The sequence below is a fragment of the Paenibacillus protaetiae genome, assembly GCF_004135365.1.
In the GTDB taxonomy this organism is placed as follows: Bacteria; Bacillota; Bacilli; order Paenibacillales; family Paenibacillaceae; genus Paenibacillus_AP; species Paenibacillus_AP protaetiae.
Window position 1 is genome coordinate 3,243,384 of record NZ_CP035492.1, and the last position, 16,718, is coordinate 3,260,101.

At 51.7% G+C, this 16,718-nt stretch carries 19 protein-coding genes and 1 tRNA gene; 18 read left to right on the top strand and 2 right to left on the bottom strand.

Going from position 1 to position 16,718, the window contains the following annotated elements; genetic code table 11:
• Positions 1-28: 28 nt before the first annotated feature.
• The 5 genes from ET464_RS15025 to ET464_RS15045 all read left to right on the top strand — a co-directional run bounded on the left by ET464_RS15025 (position 29) and on the right by ET464_RS15045 (position 2,131).
• A complete protein-coding gene (locus tag ET464_RS15025; RefSeq protein ID WP_129442222.1) occupies positions 29-271 on the top strand; it encodes a putative Se/S carrier protein in 243 nt (80 codons plus the stop codon).
• A 14-nt stretch (positions 272-285) separates the two neighbouring features.
• Complete coding sequence (locus ET464_RS15030) at positions 286-1,203, top strand: mechanosensitive ion channel family protein (protein ID WP_244226551.1); 918 nt, start codon at positions 286-288, stop codon at positions 1,201-1,203.
• Positions 1,193-1,432 carry a DUF951 domain-containing protein gene (locus ET464_RS15035; protein ID WP_129442224.1) on the top strand — a complete coding sequence of 80 codons (240 nt, stop codon included), beginning with the start codon at positions 1,193-1,195 and terminating at the stop codon, positions 1,430-1,432. The genes ET464_RS15030 and ET464_RS15035 overlap by 11 nt, the downstream gene beginning before the upstream one ends.
• A gap of 161 nt (positions 1,433-1,593) precedes the next feature.
• Positions 1,594-1,684 (top strand) — tRNA-Ser (locus ET464_RS15040).
• 141 nt (positions 1,685-1,825) lie between these two features.
• Complete coding sequence (locus tag ET464_RS15045) at positions 1,826-2,131, top strand: hypothetical protein (RefSeq protein ID WP_129442226.1); 306 nt, start codon at positions 1,826-1,828, stop codon at positions 2,129-2,131.
• Between the two features lie 329 nt (positions 2,132-2,460).
• Here ET464_RS15045 and ET464_RS15050 read toward each other — a convergent pair whose 3' ends face one another.
• Entirely contained in the window at positions 2,461-2,643 is a 183-nt protein-coding gene (locus ET464_RS15050; protein ID WP_129442228.1) for a YjzC family protein, read from the bottom strand.
• Between the two features lie 245 nt (positions 2,644-2,888).
• Between ET464_RS15050 and rpsF the strand changes: the two genes are divergently transcribed.
• The 4 genes from rpsF to ET464_RS15070 all read left to right on the top strand — a co-directional run bounded on the left by rpsF (position 2,889) and on the right by ET464_RS15070 (position 5,512).
• Entirely contained in the window at positions 2,889-3,173 is a 285-nt protein-coding gene (gene rpsF / locus ET464_RS15055; RefSeq protein WP_129442230.1) for a 30S ribosomal protein S6, read from the top strand.
• 35 nt (positions 3,174-3,208) lie between these two features.
• Complete coding sequence (gene ssb, locus ET464_RS15060) at positions 3,209-3,745, top strand: single-stranded DNA-binding protein (RefSeq protein ID WP_129442232.1); 537 nt, start codon at positions 3,209-3,211, stop codon at positions 3,743-3,745.
• A gap of 19 nt (positions 3,746-3,764) precedes the next feature.
• A complete protein-coding gene (rpsR, locus tag ET464_RS15065; protein ID WP_129442234.1) occupies positions 3,765-4,043 on the top strand; it encodes a 30S ribosomal protein S18 in 279 nt (92 codons plus the stop codon).
• 299 nt (positions 4,044-4,342) lie between these two features.
• Positions 4,343-5,512 (top strand): AI-2E family transporter, encoded by a 1,170-nt coding sequence (locus ET464_RS15070; RefSeq protein WP_129442236.1) that lies wholly within the window; start codon positions 4,343-4,345, stop codon positions 5,510-5,512.
• 47 nt (positions 5,513-5,559) lie between these two features.
• On the opposite strand, the gene ET464_RS15075 is transcribed toward ET464_RS15070, so the two are convergent.
• Positions 5,560-5,901 carry a DUF4870 domain-containing protein gene (locus ET464_RS15075; protein ID WP_129442238.1) on the bottom strand — a complete coding sequence of 114 codons (342 nt, stop codon included), beginning with the start codon at positions 5,899-5,901 and terminating at the stop codon, positions 5,560-5,562.
• 258 nt (positions 5,902-6,159) lie between these two features.
• Between ET464_RS15075 and ET464_RS15080 the strand changes: the two genes are divergently transcribed.
• From ET464_RS15080 to yycF, 9 genes are all read left to right on the top strand, one after another.
• Positions 6,160-6,594 carry a CBS domain-containing protein gene (locus ET464_RS15080; protein WP_129442240.1) on the top strand — a complete coding sequence of 145 codons (435 nt, stop codon included), beginning with the start codon at positions 6,160-6,162 and terminating at the stop codon, positions 6,592-6,594.
• A 145-nt stretch (positions 6,595-6,739) separates the two neighbouring features.
• Positions 6,740-7,600 carry a DUF2232 domain-containing protein gene (locus ET464_RS15085; protein ID WP_244226552.1) on the top strand — a complete coding sequence of 287 codons (861 nt, stop codon included), beginning with the start codon at positions 6,740-6,742 and terminating at the stop codon, positions 7,598-7,600.
• Positions 7,601-7,618: 18 nt separating this feature from the next.
• Positions 7,619-9,580, top strand: coding sequence for a DHH family phosphoesterase (locus tag ET464_RS15090; protein ID WP_129442244.1), 1,962 nt, complete (start codon positions 7,619-7,621; stop codon positions 9,578-9,580).
• Positions 9,577-10,020 (top strand): 50S ribosomal protein L9, encoded by a 444-nt coding sequence (gene rplI, locus ET464_RS15095; RefSeq protein WP_129442246.1) that lies wholly within the window; start codon positions 9,577-9,579, stop codon positions 10,018-10,020. The genes ET464_RS15090 and rplI overlap by 4 nt, the downstream gene beginning before the upstream one ends.
• Positions 10,017-11,387, top strand: coding sequence for a replicative DNA helicase (dnaB, locus tag ET464_RS15100; protein ID WP_129442248.1), 1,371 nt, complete (start codon positions 10,017-10,019; stop codon positions 11,385-11,387). Before rplI ends, dnaB begins: the two co-directional genes overlap by 4 nt.
• 195 nt (positions 11,388-11,582) lie before the next feature.
• The gene (locus tag ET464_RS15105) at positions 11,583-12,869 is read left to right on the top strand and encodes an adenylosuccinate synthase (protein ID WP_129442250.1); all 1,287 of its coding nucleotides are present in this window, start codon (positions 11,583-11,585) and stop codon (positions 12,867-12,869) included.
• Positions 12,870-13,180: 311 nt separating this feature from the next.
• A complete protein-coding gene (locus tag ET464_RS15110; RefSeq protein WP_129442252.1) occupies positions 13,181-13,963 on the top strand; it encodes a hypothetical protein in 783 nt (260 codons plus the stop codon).
• A gap of 271 nt (positions 13,964-14,234) precedes the next feature.
• The gene (locus ET464_RS15115) at positions 14,235-15,731 is read left to right on the top strand and encodes a M23 family metallopeptidase (protein WP_244226553.1); all 1,497 of its coding nucleotides are present in this window, start codon (positions 14,235-14,237) and stop codon (positions 15,729-15,731) included.
• A 175-nt stretch (positions 15,732-15,906) separates the two neighbouring features.
• Positions 15,907-16,650 carry a response regulator YycF gene (yycF, locus tag ET464_RS15120; protein WP_129444440.1) on the top strand — a complete coding sequence of 248 codons (744 nt, stop codon included), beginning with the start codon at positions 15,907-15,909 and terminating at the stop codon, positions 16,648-16,650.
• Positions 16,651-16,718 lie beyond the last annotated feature (68 nt).

The window sequence follows — 16,718 nt, forward strand, 5'->3', positions numbered from 1 at the left end:
GCATCATCCTGACAGGAGGGTTATACGGATGCTGATTGCTTTTGATTCCACGCAGCAGGCGCTCCGGGCGGAGATGCTGCTGGAATATGTCGAGATTGAAATCGATATATGCCCGACTCCCAAAGAAATAACCGCGGGCTGCGCTTTGTCGATTCAGTTCGCTGACGACGATTTGCAGGCGGTAGCCGAAGTGATAGCAAGCGAGCAAGTAGAGATCCGGGGGATCTTTAAAGCGGTGCAGCCGCATATGTATGAGGAAGTTTTGATTTAAAGAGGTGTTACGAAGTGATCGAATTGGCGGAAGATGTGCAGGATGTTCAAACGATCGAAGAAAGCGTAAACTGGTTTCAAGGAATCGTCGAATCGATGACCGACTCCGATACATGGACAAGAATTGGCGAATCCGCATTTCGTATTGTTGTAATTATTGCGATTGGGCTATTGATGATGTGGGTAGTCCATAAAACGATCGACCGGATTATTTTACAAAAGGAAATGCTGCGGCTTCAAAACCATAGCCGGAGAATGAACACGGTAGGCAAGCTGCTCAAAAATATTGTAACTTATGTCGTGTACTTTATTGGCGGGCTGCTTATTTTATCCGAGTTCGGCATTCATCTGGCTCCGCTGCTGGCTGGCGCCGGCGTCATCGGGCTGGCCATTGGCTTTGGCGCGCAAAGCTTAGTGAAGGACGTTATTACCGGATTTTTTATTATATTGGAAGATCAGTTTGCGGTAGGCGATGTCATTCAAACCGGCAGCTACCGGGGGACGGTCGAAGTAATCGGCTTAAGGGCAACCCGGATATTGAGCTGGACCGGTGAAGTGTATATCATTCCGAACGGGATGATTAATGAAGTAACGAATTTCTCGCTGCGTAATGCAGTAGCGGTAATCGATATTGCCATTGCCTACGAATCCGACGTGGAGCGGGCAACAGAAGTTATTAGCGGGCATTTGGCGCAGTTTCAGGACGAGAATCTGGTGAAGACGCCGGAAGTGCTCGGGGTACAGTCGATTGGCGCCTCTGAAGTGACGCTCCGCGTGACGGCGGAGTGCCTGCCGAATACAACGGCTGCCATAAGCCGTAAACTGAACGGCGAGCTGAAAAAGGCGCTGGATGAGAACGGCATCGAATTCCCGTATACGCGTATGATGACCTATCAGCGCAATGAGAAGGGCGGAGCGAAAAATGGAGCGTAAGCAGTTCGAATTAGGCGATATCGTTCAAATGAAAAAGCCGCATCCTTGCGGCACGAACGAGATGGAGATTATCCGCATGGGAATGGACATCCGCATCAAATGCGTAGGCTGCAAGCATAGCGTGCTTGTTCCGCGGGTGAAGTTCGAAAAAAGCATGAAAAAGGTGCTGCGCTCCGCAGCAGATGCAGGCCAGCAATCCGGCAGAACGGATAACGGATCAGCGGAGTAAACCGGGTATTATTCCGCTGGTTTAGCCAGCCCAGCATAAAGGCATCAAAAACAAAGTGGGATATGGAATTATTTTACATAATTTTAAATGCAAAAAAAATTGGTTTTGGGACTTGCGCAAGGCTGATTCGTATGCTAAGATAATTTTTGTCTTGAAAATACGGAGAGGTACCCAAGAGGCCCAAGGGGGCTGACTCGAAATCAGCTAGGCGTGTCAAAGCGTGCGTGGGTTCGAATCCCACCCTCTCCGCCATACATAACCGATTAGCCTTCTGCAGCAGCAAGCTGCAGGGGGCTTTTTTATTATTTATCGCCGGAATGGACAGCCACATAAGCAGCTTAGCGATATGGACATACATTGTATGACCAAGCTATAAAGGAGCGATGTGGTCTCATGGCGCAAAAAAAGAGCAACATCAATATTTTTCTGATTTTCAGCCATAACAAAATTATTCATGTGGAGCAGCGTGCAGAAGGCGGGGCGCAAATTAACCGGAATGTAGGCGCTACAGCCACGCAAGGGGGGCAAAATGCGATTTTTGGACGCACGGCCAATAAATATTCGCAGTTTGCAAACGGCAACGGCAGAAGCGGCATTGCCGGCAAAAAAAACGATGAGCAGGGCGGCCAGGAATCTAAGAAGGTCAAGAAAACGATCATCAAGGGCGCAAGCAAACCTTGGATCAAACGAAAACGCTAATAACGGCTTTAAAAGGCATAAGCAGCAAAAGAGCGGCCCGCAGGAAGCAAGAATCAAAAGAGAGCCCCGGAGGGCTCTCTTTTTGACGGTGATGAATGGGTTTGAGTCTGCTGTCATTACTGCTTAGCAAATCGTGAGTGCATTCTTTTAATCGAATGTGTGTTTACAGACGCTTGTCTTTAGCACAACCCCTCGCTTCTTTGCGAATAGATGACTTCCTCCAGTGTTTCCTGATCCATGAGGTTCAATGGAACCACACCTCGCTTGTCACCGTCGTTTAGTATGATGTCCCGGCATCGTAAAGGTTATACATAAGTCATGCAAAAAAATTAATGGCCCAGCTTTCTCCACTTGCGTTCATGATTGGACGTATCCGGAAATTTCTCGCCTTTGCGCAGATGCACTTTTTTCGGATCCTGAATGCCCATATGAAACGAATTTACGCCATCCTCAATATACGTGCCGTCATTTGGCGCTTTGTCTCCCGGCGAAAAAAAGGTCCATTCACCCATGATGTTCCACCTCCTGCATAATGGCCAAGCTTGAAGGAAAGACGCGCTGACGCGTCCGTCTGTATCGTTTGCAAGCGGTGAGGCGCTCATGAGAGGGGATTGCAGGAAAGGCTGGCAGCCGCGCCAAAGTTCACTTGCCAAGGCCCATTACAATTTGATATAGTAATCAAGTATGCGAACGCGAGAATATATCTCGCTCCTTGCTCCCATATGGGGGCCGCTAGTCCAAGAGGAGGTGAAACAATATGCGCAAATATGAAGTGATGTACATTCTGCGTCCGGAACTTGAGCAAGAAGCTGTTCAAGCCATCGTTGAGAAGTTCAATGGCATCATCTCCAATGGCGGAGAGGTTACGAAGCAAGATCTGATCGGAAAACGCCGTCTTGCGTATGAGATCAACAAAATTCGTGACGGTTACTACGTTTTGGTTAACTTCAACGCAACGACTGAAGTTATCAACGAACTTGACCGCGTCATGAAGATTTCGGATGAAGTTATCCGTTCCTTGATCGTCAAAGACGTAGCTTAATTCCTTCAGTATTGCACGATTGGGAGGTCTGAACGATGTTGAACCGCGTAATTTTGATTGGCAGATTGACGAGGGACCCCGAAATGCGGTACACCCCCGCAGGCGTTGCGGTAACGCAATTTACGCTTGCTGTGGACCGGCCATTTACGAGCGGCGGCGGAGAACGCGAAGCGGATTTTATACCGGTCGTCACATGGCGGCAGTTGGCTGAGACCTGTGCCAACTACTTGCGCAAAGGGCGTTTGACGGCGGTTGAGGGGCGCATTCAAGTGCGCAACTACGAGAATAACGAAGGCAAACGCGTCTATGTCACGGAAGTGATTGCCGATAACGTACGATTCTTGGAATCCGGACGCGATAATGCAGCGCGTGAGGATAATGGCGGCGGCGGTTACGCCGGTGGCAGCGGAAACGGCGGATCTTTCGGCGGAGGCAACGCTCCTTCTTATGGAGGCGGCGGCAGCCAAGGAAGCCGGTCCGGTAATTACTCTCCAACACGTAACGACAACCGTGATCCGTTCTCGGATGATGGTCGACCGATCGACATTTCCGAAGATGATTTGCCATTTTAATTGAAAGGATGGGACAAGAATGAGCTTCAAAGCGAGAGAAGAAGGCGGAGAACGTCCAGAACGCAAGTTCGGCCGTAAAGGCGGACGCAACAAACGCCGCAAAGTTTGCTACTTTACAGTAAACAAAATTACTCACATTGATTATAAAGATACGGATCTGCTCAAAAAGTTCATCAGCGAGCGCGGTAAAATTTTGCCACGCCGTGTAACTGGAACGAGCGCGAAGTATCAACGTGCTCTGACGATTGCGATCAAACGCGCACGTCAAGTTGCATTGCTGCCATACACGACAGAATAGTCGCTTTGGCGGTAACCCAGAAACATCCTTGTCATCCTTCGGGACGGCAGGGATGTTTTTTTATTGCCGTTATGCGGCTTTCCGTTCCTGGATGGGCAACAATAAGAAGGATATTGGCTGTCCGGGGCGAAATGGTTGAGGATTGGAAGCGGAGGCCGGCGGGGCGGCTGGACGCCGGGAGCGGCAGCTTAGACAGGAAGAAGACGGAACTTTGCCGGCAGGCAGCCGTATTACGTTACATATGTCTAACGCTCTCCTGCAAGAAAAAAGGATTATTTTTTCAGAAAGGATACTGGCCTATGAATCATTTCCGCGCCGGCGCAGAACGGTTTAAAGCGTATTTTCTGAACAATAAAGCCGTTATTTTCCTGCTCGTGCTTCTGCTGCTCGGCATTAACATTTTTGTGCTCAACAAGATCAGTTTTATTTTTACGCCCGTCATGGTCATGCTCAAGACTATCCTTCTTCCAATCATTTTGAGCGGTATCGGCTATTATTTGCTTAATCCGATCGTCAATTATTTGGAACGGAAAAAGATAAAGCGAGGTTATTCGATCCTTGCGTTATATTTGCTGATTGCGGCTATATTGGTGCTGCTAATCGTGGCGGTCGTTCCTTTTATTAGCGGTCAGGTGTCCGATTTTATCAGCAGTCTTCCCGACTATATCGTCCAACTGCAAAATGTGATGGAATCGATCATCGGCACGGCGACTGCGTCGGAGCTGCTTAACAAGTTCCATCTGAATTCACCCGACATTACATCATCGCTCAGCCAGCATGTAACTAATTTTATTCAGAACGCCTGGTCGACGATCGGCAGTTTTGTTGGCGCGGTGACGGAAATTGTATTATCCGTTGTCATGGTCCCGCTGATCCTGTTTTATTTGCTGAAGGACGGGAAACGGCTTCCCGATTATTTGAAAAAACTGCTGCCGACAAGGCTGCGCCCCCGTTCCGGCCAAGTGCTGAAGGATATGAACCACCAGATCAGCACCTATATCCGTGGGCAAATTATTGTCAGCTTCTGCATTGGCGTATTGCTCTATATCGGCTATGTCATTATCGGGCTGAAATATTCGCTTATACTCGCGGTAGTGGCGGCCTGCACGGCGGTTATCCCGTATTTGGGGCCGGCGATTGCCATTACGCCCGCGCTTGTTGTTGCGATTGTCACATCGCCTATTATGCTGCTCAAAATGCTGGTCATATGGACGATTGTACAGCTCATCGAAGGCAAGTTTATTTCCCCGCAAATTATGGGCAAAAGCTTGCAGGTGCATCCGATCACGATTTTGTTCGTGATTTTAACCTCGGGCCATCTGTTTGGCGTGGTAGGCGTAATATTGGCGGTTCCGGGCTATGCGGTGCTGAAGGTTATCGTCGTCAGCTTGTTCGACTGGTTCAAGATGCGCACCCGCCTGTACGATGAAGAGGATGGGGCAGACGGCCGTACATGGCCAGCAGAATAAAAATACAGCCCTTGCTTCTGGAAAGAAGCAGGGGCTGCTGAGGGCGTCTACAGCTTGCGGGCTTGCTGCTCCGCAAAATCACCTATAATCGGCAGCTTGTACGCCTTGCCTTGATAAGCGAGCGCCATAAGCGCGATCCAGAGCAGGATGGAGGCCGGGGCAATAACGAAGCCAATAATCGGAATCCAGCCGAATATAAAATTAATGACCATTAACAGAACGGAAACGGCAATGGATTGGACGGCATGAAATTTGACGAACCGGCTTTGCTTTTCTATGAAGAGGAACACGAGGCCGGTTACGAACCATAACAAATAACAAAGCAGAGCAGCTGCCTTTGGATCAAGCCCTGTTGAGGATGGTTCAGGATTAAGCGATGGCTGGACCACGCGAATCCCCCTTTCGGCTTTTATTTATTCTCATCCTATTCGGCCCTATATTTTCATATTCCTTCCATATTATGAGAGATAAACAGGTATGGCTTGAAATATTTTGATCATACGCGCAAACCGCCGATCGTTTACAATAGAGTCGTATTCGTTTAACTTTAATAGGTAAACTTCGAAGGATTGCAGGCCGTCCTTCCGGATGGAGGAACGCAGGCTGCAGCCAGCCTTCGGGCATTAGAATAACGGAGGATATACGATATGAACATTGCATTTTTTCTGCTCCCGAAGCAGGAGGTCGTCACGCTTACCTCGGATGCCACGCTAAGGCAGACGCTGGAGAAGATGGAGCATCACCGGTATACGGCTGTGCCGATCATTGATCCGGACGGCCATTATAAGGGCTCGGTAACGGAAGGCGATTTGTTATGGTATATGAAAAACCATCCGGAGCTTTCATTCGAGCAGACGAATAAGGTGAAGCTGTCGGAAGTGCCGCTGCGCTTGAACGTCCGTACGGTCAGCATTGACTCCAACATGGAGGATTTGATTTCGCTTGCGAAAGCGCAAAACTTCGTGCCGGTCGTCGATGACCGGAACCGTTTTATCGGGATTGTCAGACGGAGCGAAATCATTGATTATTGCGAGAAGCTTATTATTATGCAGGATCATACGGATCTTGAAGCAAGCATGTAAACAAGGACGGGCCGCTTTTGCTGCGATGTACAGCTTTTGTGCTATAATGTTCTGTGACATGTGCTCGGTTGAGCCGTGTAAAACTTACAAGAGGTGAACAGTTTTGAAGGCCGGTTTAAAATCAGTGCTTTGGAGCCTGACAGCATTGTTATTATTGCTATCCTTGCTCATACCCGGATTAAATATGGTAACGGTTATGTTTATGATCGTTCCTTTTACGGTGCTGTACGCTACGTTATCCACGAAGGCCTTTGTGCTTCATGTGGTTCCTGTTCTGATTATTGCAGCTCTCATTTTAGGGTCGCCGGCGCTTATGGTGGGTATCTTTTTTTTAGTGCCTGCCATTGTAATGGGCAATTTGTACCGAAGGCGTACTGCCGCTTCCAAAGTTATCGTTACAGCCGTATTGACTATGCTTGCGATGATGCTGATTGCACTGCTTGGATTCCAGCTTATTATGGACGTATCGCTGATCGACCAGATGCGGGATTCGATTACAACAACAATTGACGATTTGCATAAACAAAATCTGATGCCTGAGCAATGGGACAGCGATCTGACGGATGCGCTGGTGCGCACGATGGTGAACTCGATTCCGCTCACCGTTATTATGGCCGCATTCTTGTATGCGGTTGTTACGCATTATGCAGCCCGCCGGGCGCTTATCCGGAGCGGCATGGATGTGCCGGCGGCACCGCCGGCAAGGGAGTGGATGCTCCCGCGTATTATGGTTATTTATTATTTGATCGCTTATGTCATTGATTTATTTGTGCCAAGCACAAGCACCGGCTTCCTGTCGGTTGCTCTTCTGAATCTCGTGCCGCTGCTGCGGTACGCTTTTGCGATTCAGGCTGTCGGTTTTCTGTTTTTCCTTGCGCATCAGCGCGGCTGGCGCCGTCCTGTTCCGGTTATTCTCTCGATCATCGTGCTTATTTTCCCGCCGTTCAGCTTGCTGGGCGTACTGGATGCTGCGTTTCCAATCCGAAAATCAATGACGAAACGATAATACGGGAGCGAATGGGAAATGCCGAAGTTTTTGTTTAAACGCTGGCATGGGATCCAGCAATGGGTGGGACTGGCGCTTATTTTGGCTCTTGATGCTTTGCTGGCGATGTATGACTGGTGGCTGGGGGCGGCCGGCTTTGTGCTCGCTGCAGCGCTGATTGTCTATACGATTATAGGCGAGAGGGCATTCCGCAGAGACTATAAAGCGTATATCGGTTCGTTAACCCAGCGGCTGAAGCGGACCGGGGAAAATGTCATCAGCGAGCTGCCGTTTGGCATCATTTTGTATAACGAAGAGAAGCAGGTGGAGTGGCATAATCCGTTTGTGGCGCAAATCACAAGGCGTGAGTCTGCCGTCGGCTACTCTTTGACAGAGCTGTTTCCGGTACTGCAGCAGGTCAAAGACCGCGAGAGCGGGCTGGAGGCGGCCATTGACGGCCATGTATACGGATTTCACTTCAAGCCGCAGGAGCGCCTCCTGTTTATTATGGAAATTACGGAGCTGTCTCAGCTCCGTAAAAAATACGAGGAAGAAAAACTGGCTATCGGGATTGTCATGATCGACAGCTTGGAGGAAGTAACGCAAGGGATGGACGACAATCATCGTACATCCCTGCTTTCTAAAGTGACGACGGAAATTACCGAGTGGGCGCAGCAAAACCAGATTCATTTGAAGCGGCTTAATTCGGACCGCTTCTTCCTCGTTACGGATCAGAAAACGCTTCGCACGCTGGAGCAGACCCGTTTCGGCCTGCTGGATGATGTCCGTGAAATGACCAGCGACTTGAAAATTCCGATTACGCTCAGTATCGGTTTTGCGTGTGGTGCCGAAAGTTATGTGGAGCTTGGCCAATGGGCGCAGACGAGCCTGGATGTAGCGCTGGGCCGCGGCGGCGACCAGGCGGTCGTCAAGGTCGGCAGCCGCCAGACATTTTACGGCGGCAAGTCCGGTGCCGTGGAGAAGCGTACGCGCGTCCGGGCAAGGGTTGTGGCCCATGCGCTGCGCGATATGATCCGCGAGAGCCGCAACGTTCTTATTATGGGGCACAAAGTGCCCGATATGGACTCGCTTGGCGCATCCATCGGCGTCATGAAGGCCGCGCAGGCGATTGGCAGAGAAGCGTATATCGTGCTGGAAGGCGACAACCCGTCCATTCAAAATTTGATGGACCTGTTCCGCGAGGACGAGAAGTTTATGAAGCATTTTGTAACGCCGGAGCAGGCTTTAACGCTTGTGGACGATGCAACGCTGGCCGTAGTGGTCGACACTCACCGTGCGTCGATGGTGAAGGAGCCGAAGCTGCTTACGCTTACCGACCGTGTGGTGGTCGTTGACCACCACCGCCGCAGCGAAGATTTCATCAGCAATCCGATTCTCGTTTACATGGAGCCGTACGCTTCTTCCGCATGCGAGCTCGTGACCGAGCTGCTGCAATATATCCATGACCGCATTGTGCTGGACGTCCGGGAGGCGACAGCGCTTCTGGCGGGCATTACGGTCGATACGAAAAGTTTCTCGCTGCGGACAGGCGCACGAACGTTTGAAGCAGCTTCTTTCCTGCGCAGAAGCGGGGCGGATTCCACGCTTGTACAGCGCATGCTGAAGGAAAATCTGGACGAATATGTGCGCAAAGCGGAAATGATCAAAAACGCCGAAGTGCTGTACGGGCATATTTCGATCGCGGTGACCGAGCCGGGGGTGAAATATTCGCAGCTGCTTATCGCACAAGCAGCTGATACGCTGCTCAATATGACGGATATTCTCGCGTCATTTGTTATTGCGGAGCGGACGGACGGCACCGTAGGCATCAGCGCGCGTTCGCTTGGCGACATGAACGTTCAAGTCGTCATGGAGCGGATGGGCGGAGGCGGGCATTTGACCAATGCCGCCTGCCAATCGGAAGGAAGCGTGCACGAAGTTGCTGCGAAGCTGAAACGTGTACTTGAACAAATTGAACAGGAAGAGGGGTTATTTGAATGAAAGTGATCTTTTTGCAGGATGTTAAAGGACAGGGGAAAAAAGGCGAAGTCAAAGATTTGTCCGAAGGATACGTTCGCAATTTCTTGTTTCCGAAAGGGTTGGCGAAAGAAGCGTCCGATGGCAACATGAAGACGCTTGAGCAGCAAACCGCCGCCGAGAAGAAACGGAAGCAAAAAGAAAAAGAGGACGCTGAAGCGCTGGGCAAACGCCTGGAGGAGCTGACGGTTGTCATTAAAACGAAAGCGGGCGAAGGCGGCAAGCTGTTCGGCGCCATTACGAGCAAACAAATTGCCGAAGGCCTTGCGGCGCTGGGCATTAAGATCGACAAGCGGAAAATCGAGCTCGAAGAGCCGATCCGCACGCTGGGCGTTACCCAAGTTGCCGTCAAGCTTCATCCGGAAGTAAAAGCGAAGCTGAACGTGCAGGCGAAGGAAGAATGAGCACGGACTTTAACGAAATGGTATTCGACCGCGTTCCGCCGCAAAATCTAGAGGCGGAGCAGGCGGTAATCGGCGCCATTTTGCTGCAGTCGGAGGCGTTGATTACCGCGATGGAGCGGGTGCGGAGCGAAGATTTCTACAGCGCGCCGCATCAGCATATATTCGAAGCGATGATTGAACTTGCCGAAAACAACCAGCCGGTGGACCTGGTCACCTTGACGGCCCATCTGCAGGATAAGCAGCTGATTGAGGAAATCGGAGGCGTCAGCTATTTGGCGAGACTCGCCAATGCGGTGCCGACGGCGGCCAACGTCGATTATTATGCGCAGATCGTTGAAGAGAAATCGATGCTGCGACGGCTGATCCGCACGGCGACCAATATTGTCTCCAGCGGCTATTCCGGCGCAGAAGAAGTGAATGTGCTGCTCAGCGACGCCGAGCAGCGCATTATGGAAATTTCCAACCGCCGTTCCGGCAGCGGCTTCGTGTCCATCCGCGACGTGCTGATGGAAGTGTTCGAGAAGGTGGAGCATCTCTATACGAACAAAGGCGGGACGACCGGCATTCCGTCCGGTTTTACCGACCTCGATAAGATGACCTCCGGCTTCCAGCGGAGCGACCTGATTATTGTGGCCGCCCGCCCTTCCGTCGGGAAAACGGCATTCGCCCTCAACATCGCGCAAAATGTCGGCGTACGGGCCGGCGAGACGGTAGCTATCTTCAGCCTGGAGATGGGTGCCGCCCAGCTCGTACAGCGTATGATATGCGCCGAAGCGAACGTGGATGCGGGCCGGATGCGTACCGGCCATCTGGAAGGCGACGATTGGGAGAAGCTGACGATGGCGATTGGTTCGCTGTCGGAAGCGCAAATTTTTATTGACGATACGCCGGGCATTACGGTTGCCGATATCCGGGCGAAATGCCGCAGGCTGAAGAAGGAAAAAGGCCTCGGCATGATTCTGATCGACTACCTGCAGCTCATTCAGGGACGCGGCAAGCCAGGCGAAAACCGCCAGCAGGAAGTATCTGAAATTTCGCGTACGCTCAAACAGATTGCGCGCGAGCTGGATGTGCCGGTTATCGCATTGTCCCAGTTAAGCCGGGGCGTCGAGCAGCGCCAGGACAAGCGTCCGATGATGTCCGATCTCCGGGAATCCGGCTCGATCGAGCAGGATGCGGATATCGTTTCGTTCTTGTATCGGGACGATTATTACAATCAGGATTCCGAGAAAAAGAACATTATTGAGATTATTATTGCCAAGCAGCGGAACGGTCCTGTCGGGACGGTCGAGCTGGTGTTCCTTAAAAACTTCAACAAGTTCGTCAGCCTCGACCGGACGCATATGGATCCGTCGCAGGCATCCTAGGGAATGGCGAATCATATCCGAACAATTGTACGGTGAACTGTACAATTGTTCGTTTTTTGTTTGACTTCTATAAGTGTGGCTGTTACACTGGTATTGCTGTCTTTAACAGCTTATAGCGCGTTACTGCGGCAATGAGCTGATACAGAAGCCAGTAATTTTCGGTGTGCGCATAGACACCGGATGGGGGTATGTTTAATGTCAACGGTTGTTGTTGTCGGTACGCAGTGGGGAGACGAAGGCAAAGGCAAAATCACCGACTATTTGGCAGAAGGAGCCGACGTGGTTGCTCGTTACCAAGGCGGAAACAATGCCGGACACACCATTCTCATTGAGAACAAAAAGTACAAATTGACGATGATTCCTTCGGGGATTTTCAATAACAATAAAACTTGCGTTATCGGTAACGGCATGGTTATTAATCCGAAGGCGCTTATTGAGGAAATCGAATATATTCACGAAAATGGCTTTTCGACGGCCAACCTTCGCATCAGCGACCGCGCGCATGTCATTATGCCGTATCACCTTGTGCTGGACGGGCTTGAGGAAGAGCGCAAAGGCGATAACAAAATCGGCACGACCCGCAAAGGGATCGGCCCTTGCTACATGGATAAAGCAGCCCGCAGCGGCATTCGCATTGCCGATCTGATGGATGCAGAAGAATTCCGTGAGAAAGCAACCCGTCTTGTTGCGGATAAAAATGAGCTGATCGCGCAGGTTTACGGCGGCGAAGGGCTGAATGCGGAAGAAATCATCGCTGAATATTTGGGTTATGCGGAGACGCTGCGCCCTTATATTACGGACACTTCGGTAGTGCTGAACGATGCGATCGACGAAGGCAAAAAAGTGCTGTTCGAAGGCGCACAAGGCGTAATGCTCGACATCGACCAAGGCACCTATCCGTTCGTAACGTCGTCCAACCCTTCGGCTGGCGGCGTATGTATCGGTTCCGGCGTAGGCCCATCGAAGATTAAACAAGTTATCGGGGTAGCCAAAGCGTACACGACCCGTGTCGGCGACGGCCCGTTCCCGACGGAACAAATCAATGAAATCGGCGATCTGATCCGCGACAAAGGCCATGAGTACGGTACGGTTACCGGCCGTCCTCGCCGCGTCGGCTGGTTCGATACGGTTGTCGTGCGCCATGCGCGCCGCGTCAGCGGCATTACCGGACTGTCGCTGAACTCGCTTGACGTTTTGTCGGGCCTCGACACGGTTAAAATTTGCACATCCTACAAATACCGCGGCGAAGTGATCGAGCATTACCCGGCAAGCCTGAAGATGCTGGCGGAATGCGAAGCGGTATACGAAGAGCTTCCAGGCTGGTCGGAAGATATTTCGAACGCCAAGACGCTGGCGGATCTGCCGGAAAATACGCGCCGTTATGTGGAACGCGTATCCGAGCTGACCGGTATTCCGATTGCGATCTTCTCCGTAGGACGCAACCGCGAACAAACGAATCAGGTTATGCCAATCTACGAATAATTTAATCAGCCGATGCTGACGAGAGCGCCCCTGCCGGAAAACCGGCGGCGGGCGCTCTTTTTTATGTAAATGGCGCGGGCAGACGAATTTCATCCTAGCTTGTGATTCGGCCGAGAGCCATCATGTTTTTGTTCGTTTGCCCTGCCGTAACGGCGACTCTATCCTTTGTCAGCAGGGAATACTTGCTATCGATGTTGTCCATACTAAGAGATAACAGATTAAGAGAGTGCTGCGCGTGATCCCGGTTCCTTCGTTCGCTGGACGGTCACAGGATGGCATAGGCGGAGACACCGCGAAAGGATGGATAGGCAATGTGGAAAATAGCAAGCTGGCTGGGCAAGCTGGTTGCGGCGGGACTGATTATCAGCTTTTTGTCGATATGGACGACCGGTTATATTGTGAACAGCTACGTGGAGACGCTGCTGAAGCAGTTTAATTTGCCGATACAGGTGCAGCCGATGGCTTTATCCGGCGTTTGGGGCAAACTTTGGGGCGCTGATGACCCTTCGCCGGCGGCGGCAAACGAGGATTCCGGATCAGACGGGGCTGGAAGCGGGCTGGGCGGGCTTGGGCTTGGCGCGGACCCTTCTTCGCAGCCGGACGGCAGCGCGGGTCCGGACACGGACGCTGCTTCCGGCGGGACAGACAAGCCGTCTGACGCGGCAAGCGGCCCGCTCACGGGTCTTGGCGGCGGGAGCGGGTCTGGCGCCCATGCAGGGCCGCCGCCGGAAGACGGTGCGGGTTCAGATGAATTAGGCGGCGCTTCAGATGACGGCCATTCGGCAGCAGAAGCGGACGGCTCCAGCGAAACCAGCGCGTCGTCAGACGAAGCGGCTTCATCGCCGGACGGAACGGAAGTGGCGGTCTCGAACGGGGACATGTCGCAAATCCGGAACGAAATGAGCACGGAAGATAAAAATAGGCTGTTCAGCCTACTTATGAATAAACTGCCGCAGGATGCGTGGCAGAGCATTTCGGCCTATGTCGAAAATGGCCTGACAGACGAGGAATTATCGCAGGTTGAGCAGATCATGGCGCAGTATCTCGACAAGGACGAATATAAACAAATGATGGAGATTCTGAAAAAATATTAATGTGGAAGCGGCTTACAGCCGGTTGCCCCTTCTTTTTACGATATGTTAAAGTATTAGGCGAGTGTTCCGACAGGATATCGCCTTTTTTGTGTTTTTTACTGGAAGGCGTTGTCGGTTTTCGCAAGCGGATGTCAGCTATTCCATAGACTGAAAGACTTTAGTCCTGTACATATAAGACCTGTGACGGAAATGCCGCATAGGCGATTCAGGCTCATTTACATGGAAAAGGTGCAGAGCATCCCGGATATCGAACATGGAAAAGGAGATCATTATGACTGTTTTCAAGAAACAGGTTGAACAGCATGATGCAAGCCAAGCCAAGCCTTCATTTTGGCGAAGAAGACCGCTTCAGATCGGGGCAGGGGCAGTAGTGCTGTTGGCCGCGCTTACGATTGGCGGGATCCAATATGTACACGCAAATACGGTTGAATATTATCATTTGTTCCGCAACGGAACGGAAGTCGGAACGGTCAGCAGCCCTGATGAGGTGGATGCGCTCATCCAGCAGAAGAAACAAGCGGTGGAAGCGGCCAACCCGGAATTGCAGATGGTTGTTGACACGGGGAGTCTCACCTATGAAGGGGACAGCGGTTATAAAGCCGACCCGGATACGGAAGCTACGCTGGACAAGCTGAGCGGCATGATCACAGCTAAAGCGTCCGGCACCGAGCTGTACGTCGACGGCAAGCTGATTGGCATCGTGAAGGACCAAGAGACAGCGGACGCCATATTGGCCCGCGTGCAGACGAAATACGCGCCGAACCTTCCGGCAAACAAGAAGGCGGGAGCCGTTACGACGTTGTCTTATTCGGCGGAATCGAAAGCAGCGGGCACTAAAGCGGACGCAAGCGGCAAACCGCCGGCTGACGGAACGAAGCTGAACAGTGTTTCGTTCAAGGAGAAAGTAAACATCGAATCGGCAGAAGTAGATCCAAGCAAGGTGATGGATCCGGCCGATGTATACAAGAAGCTCATTCAAGGCAGCGTAAAGCCAACAAAATATACGGTGCTGGCCGGTGACTGCATCGGCTGCATTGCGCAGAAGTTCAACATTTCCAAGGACGTCATTTATAAAAATAATCCATGGATCCAGAATGACGAGATTGACGAAGGCGATGTGCTTGATTTGACGGTGCTGCAGCCGGAGCTGACTGTCAAGACGGTAGAGGATGTTACCGAGACGGTCGCGATTGAGCCTGGCGTTGAAATCCAGAAAAACGGCAGCATGCGGGCCGGCGAAACGAAAGTGCTTCGCGAAGGCGCAAGCGGTTCGAAGAAAGTTACCTATCAGGTCGTGAAGGAGAACGGTACGGTCGTCAGCGAGCAGGTCGTGGACCAGCAGGTGGTGAAGGAAGCCGTTTCGAAAATCGTCGTGAAAGGCACTAAGGTAATTCTCGGCGAAGGATCGGGCACGTTTGCCTGGCCGGTAGCGAGCCACTCCATCTCCAGCTCGTATGGCACACGATGGGGCAAGCTTCATAAAGGGATTGATATTACTGGCAGCCGGACGATACTGGCGGCTGATGACGGTGTCGTCACATTCGTAGGCACGAAGACAGGTTATGGCAACACCATTATCATTAACCATAAAAACGGGTACGAAACTTTGTACGGCCATTTGAAGTCGTTCAGCGTCAAGAAAGGCCAGATTGTCCAAAAAGGGGACAAGCTGGGCATCATGGGCGCTACCGGCGACGCTACCGGCGTCCATCTTCATTTTGAAATTCATAAAAACGGCTCGCTTACGAATCCGCTTAAATATTTGTAAGCACCGATTTGAAAGCCCGTGCAGGAGCATTCCTGCACGGGCTTTTTTTGCTGCTCGGGGACAGCTGCAAACCAGCTTGGCCATGAGGGAACTTTCATTGGGAAGCGCATACCGCAGTATGGTAGAATGGGGGTAGTTAATGCCTAAAAAAGGACAAGCGACAGGCGGTGATACGATGCACGGTAAAATTTTAGTGGTCGATGACGAGCAGCCGATTGCAGATATTTTGAAGTTCAACTTGGAGAAGGAAGGCTACGAGGTCATTTGCGCGTTTGACGGCGGCGAAGCGGTGCGTCTGGCTTTGGAGGAACAGCCGGATTTGATGCTGCTTGATTTGATGCTGCCCGTGAAGGACGGTATGGATGTGTGCCGCGAGGTGCGCCAGAAGGAGCTGTACATGCCGATTATTATGCTGACGGCCAAAGATACGGAGCTCGACAAGGTGCTTGGCCTTGAGCTGGGCGCGGACGATTACGTCACGAAGCCGTTCAGCACAAGGGAGCTGCTGGCGCGGGTGAAAGCGCATCTGCGGCGGCAAAAGGCGGCCGGCCAGCAGACGGAGCAGCCGGCGGAAGGCTCCGAGCCGGATAACCAGGGGCTTCGCATCTTTAATTTGTTTATTGATACGGATATGTACGTGGTATACAAAAACGGCGAGCCGCTGGATTTGACGCATCGCGAGTTTGAACTCGTCCATTACATGGCGCGCAACAGCGGCAAGGTGATGACGCGCGAGCATTTGCTGCAGGCGGTGTGGGGCTTCGAATATTTTGGCGATGTCCGCACTGTGGATGTGACGATCCGCAGGCTGCGCGAGAAGATAGAAGATGATCCAAGCCGGCCGGAATATATTATGACGCGGCGCGGCCTGGGCTATATGATGCGCAATTCCAAAACCGGGGGCATGGCCTATTCATGAGAGGGCTGCGTTTTTTTCGCACAATCCAGGTTAAGCTTGTCATCATTTATTTGCTGCTGATTCTCGTG